Here is a 21,846-nt window from a genome sequence, read left to right on the forward strand (position 1 = left end):
ACATTTGAGCTGTGTTGCTGGGCTGTCAGCGCTCGGCTGGAGATCCCCCGGGCACCGCCAATCCCCTGTGGGAGCTGTCGAGCTTTAGCGAGGCTGCGAAGGCGGCGGTACTGTTGGTAGAGGTGTCGGCCTCAATCATCGAGTCCCCCGCCTGTTTATCAGCGTAAGGCCCTGCGCAGCACCTTGCCGACTGTGGTCTTGGGCAGTTCGGTAGTCCGAAACTCCACGTACCTGGGCACCTTGTACCCCGTCAGGTATTCCCGGCAATGGGCGAGAATCTGTTCCTGCGTCAGGTTCGGGTCCTTGCGCACCACGATGATCTTGACCTTCTCCCCGGTCACCGCATCCTCGACGCCCACGGCTGCCACTTCGGCGACGCCCGGGTGCAGCGCCACCACGTCTTCGATCTCGTTGGGATATACGTTGAAACCCGAAACCAGGATCATGTCCTTCTTGCGGTCCACCAAGCGGATGTAACCGCGTTCGTCCATCACGCCAATATCCCCGGTCGACAACCACCCCTCGGCATCCAGCACCTCGGCCGTCTCTTTCGGGCGCTTCCAGTAGCCCTGCATCACCTGCGGGCCACGCACTTGCAGTTCGCCCTGCTCGCCGATGTCGGCCAGTTCACCGTCTTCGCGGATAAAGCGCACCCAGGTCGACGGCAACGGCACGCCGATGCTGCCGGTAAAGTCCATCTCACGCATGCGCGCAATGTTGATCGGGCTGATACTCACCACCGGCGAGCATTCGGTCAGGCCGTAGCCTTCGATAATCGGCAGCCCGGTGACCTCCTTCCAGCGCTTGGCCACCGCGGTGTGAGTGGCCATGCCACCCGCAATCACCATGCGCAAATCGGAAAAGTCCCGCGCGCAGAACTCCTTGTTCTCCAGCAAACCGTTAAACAAGGTGTTGACCCCGGCAATGCCGTTGAAGCGTTCCTTGCGCAGGATCATCTGCACCCGCTTCACATCACGCGGGTTGGCGATCAGGATGTTGCGCCCGCCCAGGCACATGAACATCAGGCAATTCACCGTCAGCGAAAAGATGTGATACAGCGGCAGCAAGGTGACGTTGGTTTCCTGTTTGTCCTGGTCCAGTTGGTCACCGACCCAGGCCTTGGCTTGCAGCAGGTTGGCGATGATATTGCGGTGGCTGAGCATCACGCCCTTGGCATCGCCAGTGGTACCGCCGGTGTATTGCAGGAAGGCCAGGTCGTCGAGGCCCATGGGCACCGGGAAGTGATTGAGCGCGCGCCCTTGCGTGAGCACCCGGTTGAAGCGCAACGCACCCGGCAGATTGAACCGCGGCACCTGCTTTTGCACGTGACGCAGGATGAAGTTCATCGCTGCCCCCTTGAAGGTACCGAGCAAGTCACCGATGGCTGCCACCACCACGCGCTTGACGTTGCTGCCAGCCACGGCCTTTTCCAGGGTGTGGGCGAAGTTCTCGAAGATCACCACCGTCTCGGCACCGCTGTCCTTGAGCAGATGCTTGAGTTCATGGGCGGTGTACAGCGGGTTGACGTTGACTACCACCGCACCAGCCAAAATCGTACCCAACAGGCAGATCGGGTACTGCAAGCAGTTGGGCATCATTAGCGCCACGCGGTCGCCTTTCTGCACGCCCTGCCCTTGCAGCCAGGCGGCGAACGCGATGCCCTGGATGTGCCAGTCGGCGTAGGTCATTTCGGTGCCGATGCTCACATAGGCCACACGCTCGCGGAATTTTTCCAGGTGCTCCAGGAACACTTCGCGCAGCGACGGGTAATCCTCGATCCCGGCATCGATGTCCGCCGGCACGCCAGGCAGGTACGCGTTCAGCCAGATCCGTTCGGTGTGTTCCAGGCTTACAGTGCTCATGGCAGTCTCCTTGTTGTTGTTTTTGATAGAGCTACTTTTCGACGATGGCGGTAATGCCCAGCCCGCCTGCAGCGCAGATGGAAATCAGGCCGCGCCCGCCGCCGTTCGCATGGATGGTCTTGGCCAGCGTCGCCAGTTGCCGGCCGCCAGTAGCGGCAAACGGATGGCCACAGCCCAGCGAGCCGCCGTTGACGTTCATTTTGGCGCGGTCGATGGCGCCCAGCGGCGCGTCCAGGCCCAGGCGTTCGCGGCAGTAGTCGGCGTCTTCCCAGGCCTTGAGCGTGCACAGCACCTGGGCGGCGAAGGCTTCGTGGACTTCAAAGAAATCGAAGTCCTTGAAGCTCAGGCCCTCACGCTGAAGCATGCGTGGCACGGCGTAGGCCGGGGCCATCAGCAGGCCCTCGGTGCCGTCGACAAAATTCACCGCCGCTGTTTCGCCAGTGCGTAGATACGCCAGCACCGGCCAGCCATTGGCGGCAGCCCATTGCTCGCTGGCCAGCAGCACCACCGAGGCGCCATCGGTCAACGGCGTGGAGTTACCCGCCGTGAGCGTACCGTTCTGGCGGTCGTAGGCCGGACCCAGGCTGGCGAGTTTCTCCAGGCTGGTGTCGGCACGCAGGTTGTTGTCCCGCGCCAGGCCACGATGGGGGCTGATCAGGTCATCGAAAAAGCCCCGCCGGTAGGCGGCGTCGAGGCGTTGATGGCTGGTCAGCGTCAGCTCATCCTGGGCCAGGCGCTTGATCTGCCAGCGCTTGGCCATTTCCTCGCAGTGCTCGCCCATGGACAGCCCGGTGCGCGGCTCGCCATTGCGCGGCAGCAATGGTTTGAAAAACATCGACGGGCGCACCTTGAGCAAGCTCTTCACCTTGTCGCCCAGGCCTTTGGCGCGATTGGCCGCGAGCAAGGTGTGGCGCAGGGCTTCGTTGATGCCGATGGGCGCATCGGAGGTGGTGTCCGCGCCGCCTGCGATACCCACTTCGATCTGGCCGAGGGCGATTTTATTCGCCACCAGCAGTGCCGCTTCCAGGCCAGTGCCGCAGGCTTGTTGCACGTCGTAGGCCGGTGTGTCCGGGGACAAGGTGGTGGACAGCAGCGACTCCCGCGCCAGGTTGAAATCCCGCGAATGCTTGATCACGGCCCCGGCGGCAAACTCGCCAAGACGCTGGCCGTGCAGGTTATAGCGGTCGACCAGACCTTGCAGCGCCGCCACCAGCAGGTCCTGGTTGCTGTCGTGGGCATACACGGTGTTGGAGCGAGCAAACGGGATACGGTTGCCGCCGATAATCGCCACACGGCGAGTCGGAGCCGGGTTGAAGCTGTAGTCAGTCATCGACGGTTCTCATTCCAGACAAAGAGCCCGCGCATGTGCGGTTTATCACCGGCAAAATTGCGCACCTCAAACTCACGGCGCGGGCCGCTTGCGGGGTGGTTCCACAGGGCGACCTGGCCAGGCAGGAAAATCGGCAGCTTGAAGTCGCAATGGGCCTCGGCCTGGTCCAGCCCGCCGGGCGGTTGCTGGGCTGCAAGTGCGCGGCCGAGGGTCCACATGCCGTGGGCAATGGCGCGCCGAAAGCCAAAGAGCTTCGCGCCGATCACCGAGGTGTGGATCGGATTGAAATCCCCCGACACCCTGGCAAAACGCCGGCCAAGGTCGGCGGGCAACACCCAGCGCTGGGTGCGCAGCAGGCCTTCTTCCTGCAACGGCAAACCATCATTCCACGGCTCACCGACCGGATTTTTTACCTCCCGGCGCAGGTACAGGCTGTCGCTTTCCCACACTAGGCGGCCTTCACTGTAGGCACGGGTGGCGATGCTCAGCGCCTGGCCCTTGGGATGCGCGACCCAGCGCGCGCAGAACACTTCCAGGCGCAAGGCCTGGCCCTCGTGCAGGCGCCGGTGCTGACGGATGCGATTGGCCAAGTGCACCATGCCGCTGGCCGGGTACGGAAAACTTGGCCGCGTCAGCAGCATCAAGTGCAGCGGGAACGCCAACACATGGGGAAACGACAGCGGCACGCCCTGCTCATGGCGAAAACCGCAGGCACGCCCATAGGCGCCAATCTCGGCAGCCGACAACACCACCGCCGAGCGCACCAGACGTTCCACGGGCAGCGCGGGCGGCCCATCGAGCTCTGGTTTACGCAGGCCGCGCAGGCCATCCATCAGCAGTTGGCTGCGCGACGGCGGTGGATCGATAATCTGTGTCACGTAGTCCATGGCTCAAGCTCCCAGCAGGCTTTGCCCGCACACCCGTACGACTTGGCCGTTGACCGCGCCGGACGCCGGATGCGCCAGCCAGGCAATCGTCTCGGCCACATCTATCGGCTGGCCGCCCTGGGACAACGAATTCATGCGTCGCCCCGCCTCGCGGATCATCAGCGGGATCTTCGCGGTCATCTGGGTTTCGATAAACCCCGGTGCCACCGCATTCACCGTGACCTGGCGCGCCGCCGCCTGCGGCGCCAGGCCCTGCACCAGGCCGATCACCCCGGCCTTGGAGGTGGCGTAGTTGCTCTGCCCGAGGTTGCCGGCGATGCCGGAGATCGACGACACACACACGATGCGCCCACCAGGATTGACGCCCTGGTTGTCCAGCAGCGCATTGCTCAGGTGTAACGGCGCTTCCAGGTTGACCGCCAGCACACTGCGCCAGGCGGCTTCGGTCATTTTGGCGATGGTTTTGTCGCGGGTGATCCCGGCGTTGTGCACCACCACGTCGAAAGCGCCGTATTGGCTGACATGGGCGTGCAACAAGGTGGCTGCGTCGGCGCTGGTGATGTCCAACGGCAACGCAGAACCGCCTACGCTGTCGGCCGCCTGTTGCAGGGATTCCTGGGCCTGGGGCACATCCACACACACCACGTGCGCACCGTCGCGGGCCAGCACCTGGGCAATCGCCAGGCCGATGCCACGGGACGCGCCGGTGACCAGTGCGCGACGGCCGGTGAAGGGTTTGTCCCAGTTGACGGCAACGTGGCCATCGACCGGCGGCTCCAGGCGCACCACTTGCCCCGAGACGTAGGCCGAACGGCGCGACAGGAAGAAGCGCAGGCTGCTGTCCAGCGCGTCTTCGGCGCCCGGCGCAACATAGAGCAATTGCACGGTGATCGCGCGGCGCAGTTCCTTGGCCAGCGAACGCACCAGACCTTCCAGCGCACGCTGGGCGATGGCCTGGGGCAAGTCCGCACAGTGTTCCGGCGCGGTGCCGAGCACCACCACACGGCCGTGCTGGCCGAGACGCTTGGCGTTGGCGTGGAAAAACACATAGAGCTCATCAAGTTGTTGCAGGCCGCTGATGTCGCTGGCATCAAACACCGCACCCTGCACCTTGCCGGTGGACGGCGCCGTGAGGGTCGCCGCGGTGGCGGTGACCGTGTCGGTGGCGCTGAACAGCTGTTGCACTTGTGCGGTCAGGCGCCCTGCCCCGGCGACGATCACCGGGTTGGCCAGGCCGGGTTGGCCGCTGCGGTGGCGTTGCAGCGCCAAGGGCTGCGGCAAGCCGATGGCCTGGGCCAGGCGACGGCCCCAGGGGGAGTTAACAAAAGATAAGTAGCTGTCACTCATAGAAAGATCCACTCACAGTGTCTTGACCTGTAAACCCGGCCCCTGTGGGCGCCGGCAAGCCCGACGCCCACATTGGCCGCGTTGCAGCTAATTCACCGAGGCGTTTTCGCCTTGGCTGCTACGGCGCTTGGTCGCCGGTTCCAGCGCTTGCTTGCGCTGCTGCAACGCTTCCAGCAGCCCGAAGTCCTGCGGGAAGTCGTCGACCTGGATCGCGTGGTCGGCGTATTCCACATACCGCGCCAGCAAGCTGTCTTCGTCGTCGCTGATCAAATCCAGCGCCCGCGCCTTGACGCGCCAGGCGGTGAAGGCCGTGGCGGAAATCGGCAGGGGTTCGATCAGGCCTTGTTTGATCGCAGGTTTGAGCCGTGCGTCGATCAACTCCACCTGTGGCAATAAACGGAACCCCAGTTCGCCATACGCCAACTTGTCGATTTCCGGCCGTGGGATGTAGGAATTGGCCAGCAGACGGTCGCGGGTTTCGCCGGGGGTCTGCACCACCTCGGCCACTTGGGCCAGCAGGTGATCCGACGGTTTGCGCGATGGAATCCCGAACGGAAAACTCAAGCCGCGCAGCACCGCCGCAGCCGCTTGCGACGGGTAGTTGGCGAGCACTTCGGCCAACGCTTCATGCGCTCGCAGCAAGGCGTCCTGGGCCGACCAGTGCACCAGGGGCAGGTCCGCCTGCGGCCGACCGTCGTCCTCGAAGCGCTTGAGCACGCAGGACAAAATGTACAGCTGCGACAGAATATCCCCCAGGCGTCCGGTGATACTTTCCTTGCGCTTGAGCGCACCGCCGAGCACCCCCATGGAAATGTCCGAGACCAACGCCAGTACCACCGACAGCCGATTAGCCTGGCGGTAATAGGACGCCAGCGCCGGGTCGGTCTTGGCTGGTGCGGAGAGTAGTCGCCCACCCGTCAGGGAATGCACCGCCGCGCGTACGGTGTTGGCCAACACAAAGCTCACATGGCCGAACATTGCGCTGTCGAACTCTTCCAGGGCTTTGCGCCGGTCAGGGTTGCGCGCCGCTTCCATCTCGCGGAACACATAGGGATGGCAACGGATCAGGCCCTGGCCATAGATGATCAGGCAGCGGGTCATGATGTTCGCGCCTTCTACCGTGATGGCAATCGGGCTTTGCTGGTAGGCACGGGCGAGGAAGTTGTTCGGCCCCATGCAGATACCCTTGCCGGCGACGATGTCCATGCCGTCGTTGACGATAATCCGCGCACGCTCTGTCACGTGGTACTTGGCGATGGCCGAGATCACCGAGGGCTTCTCCCCCGCATCGAGGGACGCCACCGACACCTTGCGCACCGCATCGCAGGCATACAGGTGCCCGGCCATGCGCGCCAGCGGTGCCTGCACGCCTTCGAACTTACCGATGGGCAGGCCGAACTGTTTGCGCATCGCCGCGTACGCCGTGGTGCCGCGCACCGCCACCTTGCCCAGGCCGACGTTGGCCGACGGCAGGGAAATGGCGCGCCCTGCTGCCAGGCATTCCATCAACATGCGCCAGCCATTGCCGATCTGCTCGCGGCCGCCGATTACCCATTCCAGTGGGATAAAAACGTCTTTGCCGGTGGTCGGGCCGTTCTGGAATACCGCGTTCAGCGGCCAGTGGCGCCGACCGCTGTTGACGCCGGGATGGGACGTCGGAATCAACGCACATGTGATGCCCAGGGAGCCGGCGGCGCCGAGCAAACCGTCCGGGTCTTCGGCGCGGAACGCCAGGCCGAGCACGGTAGCGATGGGGCCCAGGGTGATGTAGCGCTTGTCCCAGGTCACGCGAAAACCCAGGACTTCCTGGCCCTCATGCCTGCCTTTGCAGACGATGCCGAGATCCGGAATCGCCCCGGCATCGGAGCCCGCGTAGGGGCTGGTCAGGGCAAAACACGGGATGTCTTCGCCCCGCGCCAGGCGCGGCAGGTAGTAGTTGCGCTGGGCATCGGTGCCGTAATGCAGCAGCAGCTCGGCCGGGCCCAGGGAGTTGGGCACCATCACCGAAATCGCCGCCGCCGAGCAGCGCGTCGACAGCTTCATCACCACCTGCGAATGCGCGTAATGGGAGAAGCCTTTGCCGCCGTACTGCTTGGGGATGATCATGCCGAGGAAACCGGCGTCCTTGGTGTACTGCCAGCCCTCGGGGGACATGTCCTGCCAGACCTGGGTGGTTTCCCAGTCATTGGCAATGTCGCAGAGGGTTTCCACCTCGTTGTCGAGGAAGGCTTGTTCTTCTGCGCTGAGGCGCGCTGGCGCGGCGTGCAACAGACGTTGCCAGTCGGGCTTGCCGCTGAACAGCTCGGCGTCCCACCACACCGTGCCAGACTCGATGGCCGCGCGCTCGGTGTCGGACATTGCCGGCATGATTGTACGAAACAGGCCGAGGGCCTTGTTGGTCAACAACACGCGGCGCAAGGGCTTGATGCTCAGCAGCGCAGCCGGTGCCAGCACCAGCAGCGCTGCGACCGTCACGCCAACAGCAGCCACTACGTTGAACAGGTAGCCCACTGCCAGCCAGAGCAGGCCGGCGCCCAGCCACAGGGTGGCGGCAGCTTGTCGATACGCCAAAGCAATCGCGGCTGCGAAACCCATCAATAACCAGATAACCATAGGGATACCTCTACTCGATTCAGGGTACGGCTGTGACGCGACAGGTCCTACAGACCTGCGGCGTAAAGCCACACTACAAACTTGGAAAGATAAATTCAAATTTTGTTTTGAAATTTTTATTTAATGCTTGGGCGAAAAAATCACCGACTGAACAGGGTCAGCCAGATACGTTGATTGAGTAGGAAATCGGAACGGGTCGCGTGCGACCCGTCGATGCATGACCGGCATGGAATACGACAGAAAGATGCGCTGACTGCCCACTCATACCGGTATTGCGGGACGTTACGCGGGATCAGAACTCGTAGGTCACCCCCAGGCTGACGACATCGCCGTAGGCGTCGGCTTTACCGTCCAGCGATGCACCGCCAAGACGGTCCTGGTTGTGGGTTTTCAATTTGGCCTTTTCCACGAACTGGTGGGAGTAGGAACCGTCGATGCCCAGGCCGGGGATGGCGCGGACTTTGTAGCCAAAGCCCAGGGAGGTGAAGATCCGGTCGCCGTCCGGGATACGCGGGTCGCGGGTGGAGTTGCGGGTCGGTGTCTGGTCAGTCGCCACACCGGCGCGCAAGGTGAAGTCGTCGGTGAGTTTGTAGTCGCCACCGAGGGAGACCATCCAGGCATCCTTGTAGTTGTAAGGGATGGCGACGATGGTCGAACCCTCAGACTTCAACGTCAGGTTTTTGAACGATGACCATTGGGTCCAAGTGACACTGGCGCCGAGGGTCAGGCGGTCCAGGCTGCCGGTGAAACTGTGTACCCAGTCGATGGAAGCGTTGGCAGGCACATCCAACTGCGTCGAGGCTTTACCGTTCATTTGCAGGTTCAGGCCAGGATACAAAAGACCCGGCAACCCACCCTCGATCAGCCCCGTCGACCCTTCATCGGCGTAGATATTGTATTTGCCCTCAAGCTTGTTCTTGATCTTGGCGTGGTAGTTCAAACCGACAGTGTCCTGCAGTGTTGGTTTCCAGGCCAGGCCGGCAAACCAACCCACCGAGGTGTTGTCGACTTTGACGCGCATCAGCGAATAGCCAATGCCCGCCGGAAATGGAATCGAATTCGGCGCAAGTGCCGCCGCCGCATACAAGTCAACGTTCTGGCTGACGAAACCTTTGGTGTGCTGAACAATTGCACCAGCGCCGATAGAGAATTGATCATTGACCTTGAACGACAGCGATCCGGTCAACCCAACGGTTTCGATCCGTGTGTCAACCGCGAAATCCCGGCCCTTCCAGTCATTGTCCCAGGTGGTACGCGCGCCCATGGGCACGACTTGGCTCAGGCCAAAGGCGAAACGATCACCGATAGGCATGACCATGAACCCAGTCGGCAGCCAGGCCGTAAAACCGCCTTGGCCACCATCACCGGTGCGCGGCACTGAAACGGGCTCAAAGGTATCGGGGTCAAGGGTCGTGGATGACGTAGGGTTGCCGGCATAGTCCTTGGCCGTGCCTTTGTATTTGATATTGATGCGTGCGTAGTCAACATTGAACTGCGCAATGTTGTGATCAATAAACGCCATGGCGGCAGGGTTGTTAAAGGCCGATGACGGGTCATTCTTAAACATCGAACCACCACCAAAAGCCCGACCCCAACCTTCTGCCCCGAAGGTCGGAGTAGAGAAGCCACCGGCCTGTGCCGAGCCGGCAGTCGCAATCAAGCCCCCCAACAACGCAAGACCGAGGAATGCGTGCGCCTGCTGTTTCTTATTGTTCATGCTCCACTCCTTATTATTGTTTTCAACCATGATCGGTTGCGCCGATATGGCCTGAAGCAGCAGGTGCCTTTTGCAAGACACCTGCTTTTTTTCAACGTGTGATCACCACGTCAAATCAGCCAGTTGCATTAAGGGTTAAGCGTGAATTGCGGAGACGGTGTGACATTGAGCGCGGTGATCTTGCACTTGCCGACTGTTTGCGCAGTACCGATGGTCAGGGCATGGGTCGCGTTATCGAACTTCACATCGATCGTGGCAGGGGCAGTGGCGCAATCATTTACGATCTTGAAGTTAACGCCAGACACCGTGCCGGTGTACACGCCCGACGTACCGGCGCCAGGCGTCAGTGTCCAAGGCAGGCCCAGCAGAACCGGAACGCCACACAAGCCGCCGCCGGTAACAGTGGCGCCGGTGATCGACGCTGAAGCCCCCCCAGCGGCAACTGAGCCGGTGAAAACAATGCCGCAGTTCACAGGGATGCCAAGAGACGCTGGCGAACTCACGGCAATCGTACCGCCCGGCGTGGTGAACGCTGTTGGGTTAGGGGTAATGGTGCTGGCATTGGCCATCGACGCAGCACCCATGCAAACAGCCAAAGCAGACAACGATACGAGGGTTTTCAAACTTTTCATTGTTTTTCCTCACATGTTATGGCGAATTCATTTCGCCAGGGGGTAATGGCCATGAACGAGAGGTCACGGTGAAACTGCAGAACTTCCCTTTCCAGCCAAATCTCAATTCGATTACCACAACAACATCTGATGCTTATTCAACAACCTTGAAGTTTGGCGGCATCTTGATCGATACCGTTTTGATCTTGCAGTCTTCGCCAATCGGTACATTGCTGGCTTCCAACTTGCCGGTGGCGTTATCCCACGTACCATCGGCCGTTGATGGCCCGCACTTGCCGCCCAGGCCAAAGGCGTGCACATCCACGCTGATCTTCGACATGGAACCACTCTTGGTGTCTTTGGCGATCAAGACCCACGGCAAGTTGATGGCTTCGACGCGGCTGCACTTGAGGCCGCCGTCGAACTCGACTTTATCGACATTCACCGAAGTGCCGTCGGCCGCAACTTTGCCGGCGACCTTGATGGTGCAGTCGGCGCTGATCAGCGCGCCCTTGGAAAAGCTGATCGGGCCCTGGGCCGTAAAGGCGCTGCCGGCGGGCTCGATGCGTGCGGCCTGGGCCTGTTGATAGGCAATCAACCCAAGTGCGGCCAATACGAGGTGGCTGGTGAACCTGGCAGGTGTGTGCATGGTGTACGTCCTTCCCTTGAAATTATTGTTGTTCGGGTCAAACAAACTTCTTGCAACTAACGTTCAGCGTAATTCGGGCGATAAAAACCTGCGTGATACACAGATCCCGAGTCCACTGTTGATCTATCAGTTCACATCAGAACGGCTTGGCACTGCCGCTGTACTTCTCCAGATACTTCAAGCGTTGCGACGGCTGAAGATTGGTCAGGGTTATATCCCCGGCATAGTGATTGAGTACCCGATGATCCATGCGGCGCCGCCACAAGTAGGGAACATAGGCCCACACAATCATGCTCGCGTAGCCATAAGGAAGTTGCGGTGATTCATCAAAGTGGCGCAACGACTGATAACTACGAGTGGGGTTGGCATGGTGATCGGAGTGCCGTTGCAGTTGAAACAGGAAGATATTGGTGACAATCCGATTACTGTTCCAGGAGTGGCGTGGCGAACAACGTTCATAACGACCATTGGGCAACTTCTGACGCTTGAGGCCGTAATGTTCGACATAGTTGACCACTTCAAGCAGCGAGAACCCGTAGATGCCCTGGATCAGCAGGAACGGAATCACCGCTGCCCCCAACCAGGCGATCATCGCGCCCCACAACACCACGCTGTACATCCAGGCGCTGAGCACACCGTTGCGCCAGTGCCAGGCCGGCAGGCCGAGTTTGCGCAGGCGTTCGCGCTCGAGGTTCCAGGCCGAACGGGCGCTGAACCACACCGAGCGCGGCAGGAAGGCCCAGAAGCTTTCCCCCAGGCGTGAACTGGCCGGGTCTTCCGGGGTGGCGACGCGCACGTGATGGCCACGGTTGTGTTCGGTGTAGAAGTGTCCGTAGAAGGTCGGCGCCAGGGTGACCTTGGCGAGAAACACTTCCAACGCATTGGGTTTGTGCCCCAGTTCGTGGGCGGTGTTGATGGCGATGCCGGTGGCGGCGCCGGTCGACATGGCCATGCCCAGGTAGGTGAACCAGCTCAGCTCGCCATGCAACTGCGTACGCGCGGTGATGTAGGCGGCGGCGCGGGCCGGCCAGCTGGCGGGGTCGAGATCGGCGACGGCGTGCAACAGGCCGCCCCCGATGATCCAGTCGATGCCGCCGGCGGCCAGCCAGCCGGTGATCACCACCGATGAGATCACGAACAGCACGCCGGTGTAGACGATCCAGCGGTAGTAGCGTTGGGATTCAAGCTGGCTGACGGCGGATTCGGGCGGGTTGCTGACGTCTTCGCCGAGCAGGCCGTCGATCAGTGGGATCAGGCCGAAGATCACCAGTACACCGACCCACCACAATTGCTGGATGCCCGTACTGATGGCAAGCGCGCCGGACAACAGCGGCGTGGCCAGCGGCATGATGCCCAACCACCACAGGTGGCGCTTGCCGTCGGTCCATACACTTGGCGCTGCGAGGGTCTGGTTCATGGCAGCCTCCGCGACAGGGAGACCCGAAACAGGTTCGTGGAGCGTGGAATGCTCCAGGAAATTGACCATGCGATAAAAGGCGTTTTTTTCATTTTTATTCGCTCTTAGGCATTTCAAAAATCATTTCAAAATATAAATTGAAATATTTTTTTAAATAAATAACGCGGAATCGATAGGTCGTCAACTACTTTTTCGAGGGCTTTTTTACGTGACCGCACAGTCTGTTTTTTAGCTGTTTGGTCAGGTCTCTAGAGCAAGCATTTGCGCCGATCCACCCCGCAACGAGGGCCACGTTTATTTGTTCGCCATGGCAAATGGCGGGTGCAAAACCGTGGCGGTTTGCGGCGCTCGGGCGCGTTTGGCGACCTGCTGCACCACCTCGACCACACGCGCGGCGGCGGTGATCGGCAGCATATGGCCGCGCCCTTCCACCAATTGCAGCTTCAACCCCGGCACCTTGTCGGCCAGGGCCTGGCCATGTTTGCGAAAGTCCAACACCTGATCCCGTGCGCCATAGATCAGGCCGATGGGCAGGCGCAGTTGCGGGTAGCGCTTGACCATGGCTGGCAGGTGATCGTTGACACGATTGATCTCGGTGGAGGCGGCGTAGAAGTTGGCGGGGCGCATGCCGAGCATGCCGCCGCCACGGGTGGCAAAATCCTCGGGCGCGGGGTCCGGCGCGAATACGCCCTTGACCACTGAACCTTGGGTCAGCAGCCCGATGGGCACGGTCAACGTGTGTGACAGCCAACGTCGCAGCCACGCCGGACGAACGGCCAGCGACAGGAATACCAACGGCAACATCCGCTGCGGATGGCTCAACGGCGCCACCAGTACCAACCCGCCCACAGCCTGGGGATGATCGAGGGCCAACGCCAGGGCAATCGCCCCGCCGAGGGAGTGACCCAGCACCAATGGTCGTTCAAGACCCAGCGCCTTGATGAACCCGGCGATTTGCCGCGCCTGGCCCGGCAGGTCGGCCGGGGTACCCGCATGCCGCGTGGAATACCCCGATCCTGGTCGATCAACGCTGATCACCCGGAACTGCTCACGCAACGGGGCGGACAAGGCATACGTCAGGTTACGACTGCTGCCCATCAGCCCGTGAATCATGACCAGCGGCGGGCCCTTGCCCTCCTCCACATAATGAAAGCGCTCGCCATCGACCTCGACGAAGCGCCCATCAATCGGCACCGCCGCTTCAATGCGCCGCGTCATCCGCGCACTGAATCGCCATAACAGCGCACTCCCCCCTGCCAACACAGCCGCAGCGACAACCCACTCGACAGCCATAGCTCGGTCCTCTGCTTCCCTGCTGCTGGCGACCCGACCGGGATTGGTCAAGGCCTCAGCCACCGTCCACCCTGGACCTAGACTCTCTACATAACGTGCGCGTCCGTCGGACAGATCGCGCCTGAGGAACAAGGTCGTAGCGTAGGCGATATTTTCAGGTAGATTATTTAAAATCTTTTTTAAAATAAATAATTCAATTTTCCTTTGCAATGGTGTTTTATCTAAAAGACAAAACAAAAACAGGAGCACCGCAGATGCCCACGAAGGACTGCCTATGAATGCCCACGACGAGGTCATCGACATCGCCATCATCGGTTCCGGCTTTGCCGGCTTGTGCATGGCCATCAAGCTCAAGGAAGCCGGCTGGCGCGACTTCTTTATCGCCGAACAAGCCGACACCCTCGGCGGCACATGGCGTGACAACAGCTACCCCGGTTGCGCCTGCGACGTGCAATCCCACGTGTATTCGTTTTCCTTTGCCCCCAACCCGGACTGGACCCGGCAGTTCGCGCCGCAAGCCGAGATCCGCGCCTACCTGGAACAATGCGCCCGGCGTTATGAACTGGCGCCGTTCCTGCGTTTTGGCATGGGCCTTGAGCGCGCCGTGTTCGACGAGGCGCAACAACGCTGGCAACTGCGCTTCAGCAACGGCCGCCAGGTCAGCGCGCGCGTGCTGGTGTCGGGCATGGGCGGGTTGTCGCGTCCGGCACTGCCAGCGATCCCGGGGCTCGAGAGTTTCAAGGGCAAACGCTTCCATTCCCAGCAGTGGGACCACGACTACTCACTCAAAGGCAAACGCGTCGCGGTGATCGGCACCGGCGCCAGTGCCATCCAGTTCGTGCCACAGATTGCGCCGCAGGTTGCCCATCTGGACCTGTTCCAGCGCACGCCGCCATGGATCATGCCCAAGCCGGACCGGGCGATCTCATCGCTAGAACGCTGGCTGTTCAAGCACCTGCCGTTCACCCAGCGTCTGGTCCGCGGCGCCTTCTATTGGGCGCTGGAAGGCCGTGTGGTGGGCTTTGCCCTGCATCCACGGTTGATGACCATGGTGCAAAAAATCGCCCAGCGCCACCTGCACCGGCAAGTGGCCCGCCCTTCCCTGCGCAAGACCCTGACGCCGGACTACACCATCGGCTGCAAGCGCGTGCTGATCTCGAATGACTACTACCCGGCGCTGTCCCGCAGCAACGTCGAGGTGATCACCGACACCGTGCAGCGCATCGAAGCCGATGGCGTAGTCACCGCCAACGGCATCAAGCACCCGGCCGATTGCCTGATCTTCGGTACCGGTTTCCAGGCCACCGACCCACTGCCGCGCGACTGCATCATCGGCCGTGGCGGCATCGACCTGCTGGACACCTGGCGCGATGGCGCCCATGCCTACAAAGGCACCACCGTGCCGGGCTATCCGAACCTGTTCCTGATCGTCGGCCCCAACACCGGCCTGGGGCACAACTCGATGATTCTGATGATCGAGGCCCAGGTGACTTACATCCTCGACGCCCTGCGGCAAATGCAGCGTCATCGCATCGCCAGCGTCGACGTCAAGCCCGCCGTGGAAGAGGTCTACAACCGCCAACTGCAAGACCGGCTCAAGCGCACCATCTGGAACACCGGCGGCTGCCAGAGCTGGTACCTCGACCCGCGCACCGGCAAGAACACCACCCTGTGGCCCGCTTCGACCTGGCGATTCAAGCAGGTCACCCGGCATTTCGCGCTCAAGGACTACGTCGCCCAGTTGCTGCCGATCCAGGCGTGCGCCGTCACTGCGCCCCACGCCACCGTCGAAGGGAGCCTGTCATGAAATCTTTCAACGGCCGCGTGGCCGCAATCACCGGCGCCGCCTCCGGCATGGGCCGTGCGCTGGCCCTGGCGTTGGCACGGGAAGGTTGCCACCTGGCACTGGCGGACAAAAATGCCCAGGGCCTGGCGCAGACCGAGGCAATCATCAAGACCATGACGCTGGCGCCGATCACGCTCACCACGCAGGTGCTGGATGTGTCCGACCGCGAGGCCATGCAAGCCTGGGCCAGCGACACGTTCGCCCGGCACGGCCAGGTCAACCTGATCTTCAACAACGCCGGCGTGGCGCTGTCGAGCACCGTGGAAGGGGTCGACTACACCGACCTGGAATGGATCGTCGGCATCAATTTCTGGGGCGTGGTGCACGGCACCAAGGCATTCCTGCCGTACCTCAAAGCCAGTGGCGATGGGCATGTGATCAACACCTCGAGCGTGTTCGGCCTGTTCGCCCAGCCGGGCATGAGCGGCTACAACGCCACCAAGTTCGCCGTGCGCGGCTTTACCGAAGCCCTGCGCCAGGAACTCGACCTGCAACGCTGCGGTGTCTCGGCGACCTGCGTGCACCCCGGCGGCATCCGCACCGACATCTGCCGCAGCAGCCGCATCGACGCGAACATGACCGGCTTTCTGATTCACAGCGAGCAACAGGCCCGCGCCGACTTCGAGAAGCTGTTTATCACCGACGCCGACACGGCCGCCAAGGTGATCCTGCAAGGCGTACGCCGCAATAAGCGCCGCGTGTTGATCGGTCGAGACGCCTACTTTCTCGACCTGCTCGCCCGCTGCCTGCCGGCGGCCTACCAAGCGCTGGTGGTGTTCGCCAGCAAACGCATGGCCCCCAAACCGCGCACGCCGGTCCTGGAAACCAACGACGAGCCCCGTCTCTGAACAGGAGCACACACCATGCTGCCGATCCGTCGCGACATCCGCTTTGCCTTGCCCGCCGAACACATCAAGGACTGGCATGAACAAGGCCCGTTCATCACGCATTTTTTCAATGCGCTGTCACTGCTGTTTCCCCAGGGCGAACTGTTTTTCATGGACAGCGTGCGCCACTACCGCTCGCGCATCGACGATCCAGAGCTGAAACAGCAGATCCAGGGTTTTATCGGCCAGGAAGCCATGCACAGCCGCGAACACGTGGCCTACAACGACCTGCTGCAAGCCGCCGGCCTGCCCGCGCACACCCTGGACCGACGCCTCAAGCTCATCCTCGACTGGCAGAAGAAACACTTCCCGCCGTCATTCAACCTGGCGATCACCATCGCCCTTGAGCACTACACCGCGATGCTCGCGGAGATCCTGCTCAGTGACCCGTCGCGTTTTGGCAACTCACTCAAGGGTTACCAACAGATGTGGTACTGGCACGCCCTCGAAGAAACCGAACACAAGGCCGTGGCCTTCGACGTGTGGTCCCGCGTAATCAAGCCCGGCCCCAAGCGCTACCTGCTGCGCACCGGGACCATGCTGACGACCACGCTGTTCTTCTGGCTGGTGGTGTTCGATTTTCACCTGCGCCTGCTGATTGCCGACCGCAAGGCCGGCGGGCACCTGAAGGGCTTCTGGCGCATGCTGAAGTTTCTGTATGGGCCAAAAGGCGTATTCCCACGGATGCTGCGGCCTTGGCTGGATTACTTCCGGCCAGGGTTTCACCCCTGGGACCACGACAACCGCGCCCGTCTGGAACGCATCGATGGACTGATCGAAGAGATCGAGCGTACCTACACATCCACCTAGGGCTCGGCCAGGGCGGCGCGCTCACGTACAAACCCCGGCAACTGATCGCCCGGCAGCGCCTTGCTGAAATACCAGCCCTGGATAAACAGCTCGCTGCCGGTATTCAAGAACGCCAACTGCTCGGCGGTCTCAACGCCTTCGACGACCACCCCCAGGTTCAACGCCTCGCAGAAGCGCAACATGCCGGTCAACACTTGAGCACCCTTGGGGTCGTGTTGGGCAACGACGAAGCTGCGGTCGATCTTGATGAAATCCACCGGAAACTGGTGCAGGTAGCTCAGAGCGGAAAACCCGGTACCGAAATCATCGATATACACCTTGGCGCCGATGGCCTGCAGCTTCTGGATGGTCTGGCGCGTGGCCTGGATGTCACTGACCAGGGCGTCCTCGGTGATTTCCACCGACACCTGGCCCCGGGCCTGGGCGAGGATCTTCACCAGGCGGTTGCCGTAGGCCGGGTCGGTCAGGGTCGCGCTGGAAATATTGATCGTCATCGGTAACGCAAACCCCAGGGCGTGCCATTTCTGGTACTGGCGCACCGCCTCGGAGGCCACCCACACATCCACGTCCGGCATCAGGCGCGCCTGCGCCAGCCACTGCAGGAACTCCCACGGCGAATGCACCGTGCCGTGGCTGTCACGCGCGCGCATCAGGGCTTCGCAGCCGGTGCACAAGCCGGTCAGGGTCGACACTTGGGGTTGGTACTCGAGGTAGAACTCGTAGTCGCTGATCTGCTGGATACGACTCAGCTCACTGGCCTGGCGTGCAAGGGCCTTGTGGGATGCGAGCACCGGGTCGGCTTCGAGCAGGCGGCCCTTTTCTTCAAGGCCGCGAAAGGTCATGTCCATCGAACGCAGGTACACCGTCCCGCCTTCGGCTGGCTGACGATGGATCGCTCGCACATAGGGGGCGTAGACCAGCGTGCCCAGGCCCAGCAGCAGCACTTGCAGGACCACGGCCGCCATATCGCCGTGGGTACTGAGGTAGGCGTTGAGCAGCACCGGCGAGGTGAACGGCACACTGGCCACCGCCGGCATCACCCAGCCCAGTTGCACTGCGGCCAACGCGACCATCCCATTCAGGGCCGGTACCACCAGGAACGGAATGAACAAGCGCGGGTTGAGGATGATCGGCAAGCCAAACAACAGCACCTCGCTGACGTTGAACAGTGACAGCGGCAGACTGGCAATCGCCAGCAACCGCATGGACTGGCTCTTGGAGAACAGCAGGATCGCCAGCAACAGGCACAGCGCACCGCCCGAACCGCCGATAAAGGCGAAGCTGCCGAGCAGTCCGCTGTTGAGCAGATACTTGATCGGCTCCCCGGCGGCCAACGCCGTGCCATTGAGCACCACGGCCTGGTCGAGCACATCGAACAGCGGTTGCATGGCGTACACGCCGTGGATGCCAAAAAACCACAGCAGCGAATTCGTCAGCGTCACGAACAGGCCGCTGCGGTAGGGCGAATCCAGGGCTTCAAGCACTTGCGGGCCCTGCAACTGGGCGACATAGGGAATCTGCAAAAGCAACGACAACACCAGCACCAAGGCCAGCGCGGTGATTGCACCGGGCACCACCATATTGATGGTGCCTCGCAGGTTGTGCCCCACCAGGTCCTCGTTGACCAGGCGTGTCCAGCGCAAACGGTGCAACCAGGCAATTGCCGGCACATTGATCAGGGGCGAAGCAATCGCAATAAACAACACAAACGTGGCCGATGCCCGAGGGTACTCACGCAGGATGAAAGTCGCGATCACCACGTGGGCCAGGCACAGAAACGCAACGGGAAGCTGGGGCAAGCGGTACTGGATCGCCAGCATGTAGCCAATGGAAGCAGCCACCAGCAGCGGAATCACCGAGCTGATCTGGTTATGCAACCCGGCCAGTAAACTCACCACCTGCGCATCGAAACCCAGTACCCGGGCGCATTCGGACAGGATCAGAAACCCCGCCGATACCAGCAGGCATGGCAGGATCCACAACAATCCCTCGCGGATAGCACGCAATGACTCGGTGCTGGCCAAGGCGGCCAGACGCTGGGTGAAGAACAGCTTGAACAGCGTTTGCGCCATGACCCATCCCTCTGTCCATCGCTCCACGCCCCTGGAAAACAGGGTCGAAAATACCGCCTAACGCTACACGTCCTTAGGCCGGGAGCGAAAGTTTTTTAGCACGGCAACGCCAATTATTGAGTTGTCGTTTGAATTGCCTTATTGCACCCGCCCCACTCATTCGAACAATTCATCCTCCCCCCCTGTCGCCCGCTCTCCTGCCATGGCCCTCCAGGCGAATCTGCTCAAGCCCGCTATAGTCAATCCAAGGGCAGGTATTACCGCGTTTCTTTGGTCTCGCCGTAATGAGCCTGAGCACTACCATTAATTGGATTTTTGACTGGGGAGCGTCCCTGAGCCCGGGTCGATCGGTAATATCTGCGAGGAAATCGGCTTCAGGGAAAAGAGGGTCAAAATGTCAGAAAAACCATCAGGAACCGTGCGCCCGATACTGCTCTACGTATTGCTGTGGCTGTGTGGGGTTTCATTGATGTTGATGTTCAAGGACGTGGTGGAACAATTTACCGGTCAACTCGGTGACGATTCGATGGACTTGGCCACCGTACTGGTCGCGTACGTGCTGCTGTTTACGCTCAAACCCATCAGGCACTGGAATGACCGGCGCCTGCGCAAACACTCCCGCCGCCGACAACTCGACCTGTAGTGAGCGGGCTGGCCCGCGCTGGGGGGCGAAGCCGCCCCAAACGGGCCGCCGCGGTGTTTCAGCAAGACCGCGGGTTACAGCCATCCATGACGTGGTGTGCGGCGGATCACGTTGCGCAATTCGGCGACCGTGATGGCGCGACGCACGGGGTCGGCGGTCAGTGCGTTCTTCAGCGCCGGCCAGCATTGCCTCGGCCATTGCCGGGGGCGGTTTTGAATATCGGTAGCGCGACTGCCCTGCGCCAGTTCGTACAACAGGCACGCCACGCCATACAGGTCGGCAGCGACAGTCGGCACAGCGCCGTCGCGTAACTCCGGTGCGGCGTACGCCGGGGTCCATGCGTTGAAACGGTTGCGGCTCAGACTCGGCAAGCCCCGTTTCTGGCCATGGCCCAGACCGAAATCGAACAAGCGAACCCCCTCCTCGCCAAGCATCACATTGCCCGGCTTCAAATCACCGTGCAGCACGCCCTGCCCGTGGGCGTAAACCAACGCATCGAGCAATTGCACCGCCACTGGCTGCAACTCCCGCCAGGGCAGTCCGCCGGGACGCTCCAACAGCAGGCGGTCCAAAGTCATCCCGTGCAGCAACTCCAGGGTAAAAAGCGCGACCTGGCTGGCGGTATCGACCTCGAACGAAAACGCGCGGACGATCCGCTCATGGCGCAGGCTGCGGGTCAACGCAAACTCGCTGTACAACAGCACATGCGCATCGCTGGACTGGGTCAAACAGTCGCCCAGCAACTTCAACGCCACACGGGAACACGGCTCGCCAAATTGCTCGTGCAACAGATCGCGGGCGCGATACACGACGCCCATGCCACCGCGGCCCAGCTCCCGCTCCAACTGATACCGCCCGGCGAGCAGGCGTGCCTCGTTCATGCCTGCACCACAACGGCCGTCAGGTCATCCCGGGCGGGCCCGCGCAACACTTGGCTGAACAAACGGTCCACCATCTGTTGCGGCGAACCGTGGCCCATGGCACTGCCCAGTTCGCAGTGACTGAGCGCCTGGTACAAGCCATCGCTGCAGAGTAGGAATACATCACCGGGACGCGTGCAAAGTTCCAGGACCTCCAGCGCCAACGGCTCGCGCCCGCCCACCGCACGGGTCAAGGCTCTCGCATCCGGATGCGCCTGGGCCTGTTGGCGGTTGAGCTGCTGCTCGATCATCAAGCGCTCCTGCCAGGAGTGATCCCGCGACAACTGGTACAAACACTGCCCGCGCCACAGGTAACAACGGCTGTCGCCCGCCCACACGCAGGCGGCGCGACGGCCCTCCAGCAGCAACGCGACGACCGTGCTGCCCATCCGGCCGTGTGCGCGCTGCACGCCCAACTGCCGGTCGAGCCGTTGCAGGCAGCGGCGCATCGACTCGATCCGTTGCTCAAACGTGCCGCACTCGTTCAACCTGGCCAGAGTGTCGATGACTGCCTGGCTGGCAACATCGCCGGCCTGATGCCCACCCATGCCATCGGCCACCGCCCAGCAGCCTTGCTGTGGCCAGCCGACCGGCCAGCGCGTGCACAAACCACTGATGATCAGCAAGATCTTCGACAAGTCGTCACCGCTGCTCTTCAGTGCGCTCACTGGCGGCGAAGAGGTCAAATGTCGCCTGGAGTGGTTCCGCACCTCGTCGGCCGGCACCCAGGAGCACTACTTCACCATCGAGCTGGAAGGCGCGACCATCGTCGACATCCAGTCGCGCATGCCGAACTGCCAGGACCCGGCCAACGCGCACTTCACCCATCTGGAGGACGTGTATTTCACCTATCGCAAGATCGTCTGGACCCACGAAGTAGCCGGCACCTCTGGCTCGGATGACTGGCGCACACCAGTCTCCGGCTGACGTCACGGGTCGCGG

The 21,846-nt window shown here is 61.8% G+C and carries 17 protein-coding genes and 1 pseudogene; 5 read left to right on the forward strand and 13 right to left on the reverse strand.

Going from position 1 to position 21,846, the window contains the following annotated elements:
* Positions 1-158: 158 nt before the first annotated feature.
* The 10 genes from OPU96_RS23985 to OPU96_RS24030 form a co-directional block, all read right to left on the reverse strand.
* Positions 159-1,862 (reverse strand): AMP-binding protein, encoded by a 1,704-nt coding sequence (locus tag OPU96_RS23985; RefSeq protein ID WP_498559815.1) that lies wholly within the window; start codon positions 1,860-1,862, stop codon positions 159-161.
* A gap of 31 nt (positions 1,863-1,893) precedes the next feature.
* The gene (locus OPU96_RS23990) at positions 1,894-3,192 is read right to left on the reverse strand and encodes an acetyl-CoA C-acetyltransferase (protein WP_498559816.1); all 1,299 of its coding nucleotides are present in this window, start codon (positions 3,190-3,192) and stop codon (positions 1,894-1,896) included.
* Positions 3,189-4,079, reverse strand: coding sequence for a MaoC/PaaZ C-terminal domain-containing protein (locus tag OPU96_RS23995; RefSeq protein ID WP_498559817.1), 891 nt, complete (start codon positions 4,077-4,079; stop codon positions 3,189-3,191). Before OPU96_RS23995 ends, OPU96_RS23990 begins: the two co-directional genes overlap by 4 nt.
* Before the next feature lie 3 nt (positions 4,080-4,082).
* A complete protein-coding gene (locus OPU96_RS24000; protein WP_498559818.1) occupies positions 4,083-5,426 on the reverse strand; it encodes a 3-oxoacyl-ACP reductase in 1,344 nt (447 codons plus the stop codon).
* 87 nt (positions 5,427-5,513) lie between these two features.
* Positions 5,514-8,039, reverse strand: coding sequence for an acyl-CoA dehydrogenase (locus OPU96_RS24005; protein ID WP_226457350.1), 2,526 nt, complete (start codon positions 8,037-8,039; stop codon positions 5,514-5,516).
* A gap of 292 nt (positions 8,040-8,331) precedes the next feature.
* Positions 8,332-9,756, reverse strand: coding sequence for an outer membrane protein transport protein (locus OPU96_RS24010; protein WP_305390966.1), 1,425 nt, complete (start codon positions 9,754-9,756; stop codon positions 8,332-8,334).
* A 128-nt stretch (positions 9,757-9,884) separates the two neighbouring features.
* Positions 9,885-10,388, reverse strand: coding sequence for an alkane oxidation protein activator PraB (gene praB, locus OPU96_RS24015; RefSeq protein WP_192300864.1), 504 nt, complete (start codon positions 10,386-10,388; stop codon positions 9,885-9,887).
* 133 nt (positions 10,389-10,521) lie between these two features.
* Positions 10,522-11,016 (reverse strand): alkane oxidation protein activator PraA, encoded by a 495-nt coding sequence (gene praA / locus OPU96_RS24020; RefSeq protein ID WP_192300863.1) that lies wholly within the window; start codon positions 11,014-11,016, stop codon positions 10,522-10,524.
* Positions 11,017-11,152: 136 nt separating this feature from the next.
* Positions 11,153-12,433: an alkane 1-monooxygenase gene (locus OPU96_RS24025; protein ID WP_226457347.1), complete on the reverse strand. Its 1,281-nt coding sequence runs from the start codon at positions 12,431-12,433 to the stop codon at positions 11,153-11,155.
* Between the two features lie 294 nt (positions 12,434-12,727).
* A complete protein-coding gene (locus OPU96_RS24030) occupies positions 12,728-13,726 on the reverse strand; it encodes an alpha/beta fold hydrolase (protein ID WP_498559819.1) in 999 nt (332 codons plus the stop codon).
* 274 nt (positions 13,727-14,000) lie between these two features.
* Between OPU96_RS24030 and OPU96_RS24035 the strand changes: the two genes are divergently transcribed.
* Genes OPU96_RS24035 through OPU96_RS24045 form a run of 3 tightly spaced genes read left to right on the forward strand, consistent with a single transcriptional unit; the run spans position 14,001 to position 17,269 of the window.
* Positions 14,001-15,533: a flavin-containing monooxygenase gene (locus OPU96_RS24035; RefSeq protein WP_498559820.1), complete on the forward strand. Its 1,533-nt coding sequence runs from the start codon at positions 14,001-14,003 to the stop codon at positions 15,531-15,533.
* The gene (locus tag OPU96_RS24040; RefSeq protein WP_226457344.1) at positions 15,530-16,420 is read left to right on the forward strand and encodes an SDR family NAD(P)-dependent oxidoreductase; all 891 of its coding nucleotides are present in this window, start codon (positions 15,530-15,532) and stop codon (positions 16,418-16,420) included. The genes OPU96_RS24035 and OPU96_RS24040 overlap by 4 nt, the downstream gene beginning before the upstream one ends.
* Before the next feature lie 15 nt (positions 16,421-16,435).
* A complete protein-coding gene (locus OPU96_RS24045; RefSeq protein WP_498559821.1) occupies positions 16,436-17,269 on the forward strand; it encodes a metal-dependent hydrolase in 834 nt (277 codons plus the stop codon).
* Here the strand turns inward: OPU96_RS24045 and OPU96_RS24050 are convergent.
* Positions 17,266-19,341, reverse strand: coding sequence for an EAL domain-containing protein (locus tag OPU96_RS24050; RefSeq protein WP_498559822.1), 2,076 nt, complete (start codon positions 19,339-19,341; stop codon positions 17,266-17,268). The two genes, OPU96_RS24045 and OPU96_RS24050, sit on opposite strands and share 4 nt — an antisense overlap.
* A gap of 394 nt (positions 19,342-19,735) precedes the next feature.
* On the opposite strand from OPU96_RS24050, the gene OPU96_RS24055 reads away from it, so the two are divergent.
* Complete coding sequence (locus tag OPU96_RS24055; RefSeq protein ID WP_498559823.1) at positions 19,736-19,984, forward strand: hypothetical protein; 249 nt, start codon at positions 19,736-19,738, stop codon at positions 19,982-19,984.
* Positions 19,985-20,058: 74 nt separating this feature from the next.
* Here the strand turns inward: OPU96_RS24055 and OPU96_RS24060 are convergent, their stop codons facing one another.
* Both OPU96_RS24060 and OPU96_RS24065 read right to left on the reverse strand, forming a co-directional pair.
* Positions 20,059-20,865: a serine/threonine-protein kinase gene (locus OPU96_RS24060; RefSeq protein WP_498559824.1), complete on the reverse strand. Its 807-nt coding sequence runs from the start codon at positions 20,863-20,865 to the stop codon at positions 20,059-20,061.
* Positions 20,862-21,542 carry a PP2C family protein-serine/threonine phosphatase gene (locus OPU96_RS24065; protein WP_498559825.1) on the reverse strand — a complete coding sequence of 227 codons (681 nt, stop codon included), beginning with the start codon at positions 21,540-21,542 and terminating at the stop codon, positions 20,862-20,864. The genes OPU96_RS24060 and OPU96_RS24065 overlap by 4 nt, the downstream gene beginning before the upstream one ends.
* Between OPU96_RS24065 and OPU96_RS24070 the strand changes: the two are divergent.
* Positions 21,469-21,831 (forward strand): annotated as a pseudogene (locus OPU96_RS24070) (Hcp family type VI secretion system effector); the annotation flags it as partial. The gene OPU96_RS24065 and the pseudogene OPU96_RS24070 sit on opposite strands and share 74 nt — an antisense overlap.
* Positions 21,832-21,846 lie beyond the last annotated feature (15 nt).

The organism is Pseudomonas sp. RP-B7 (genome assembly GCF_059803535.1).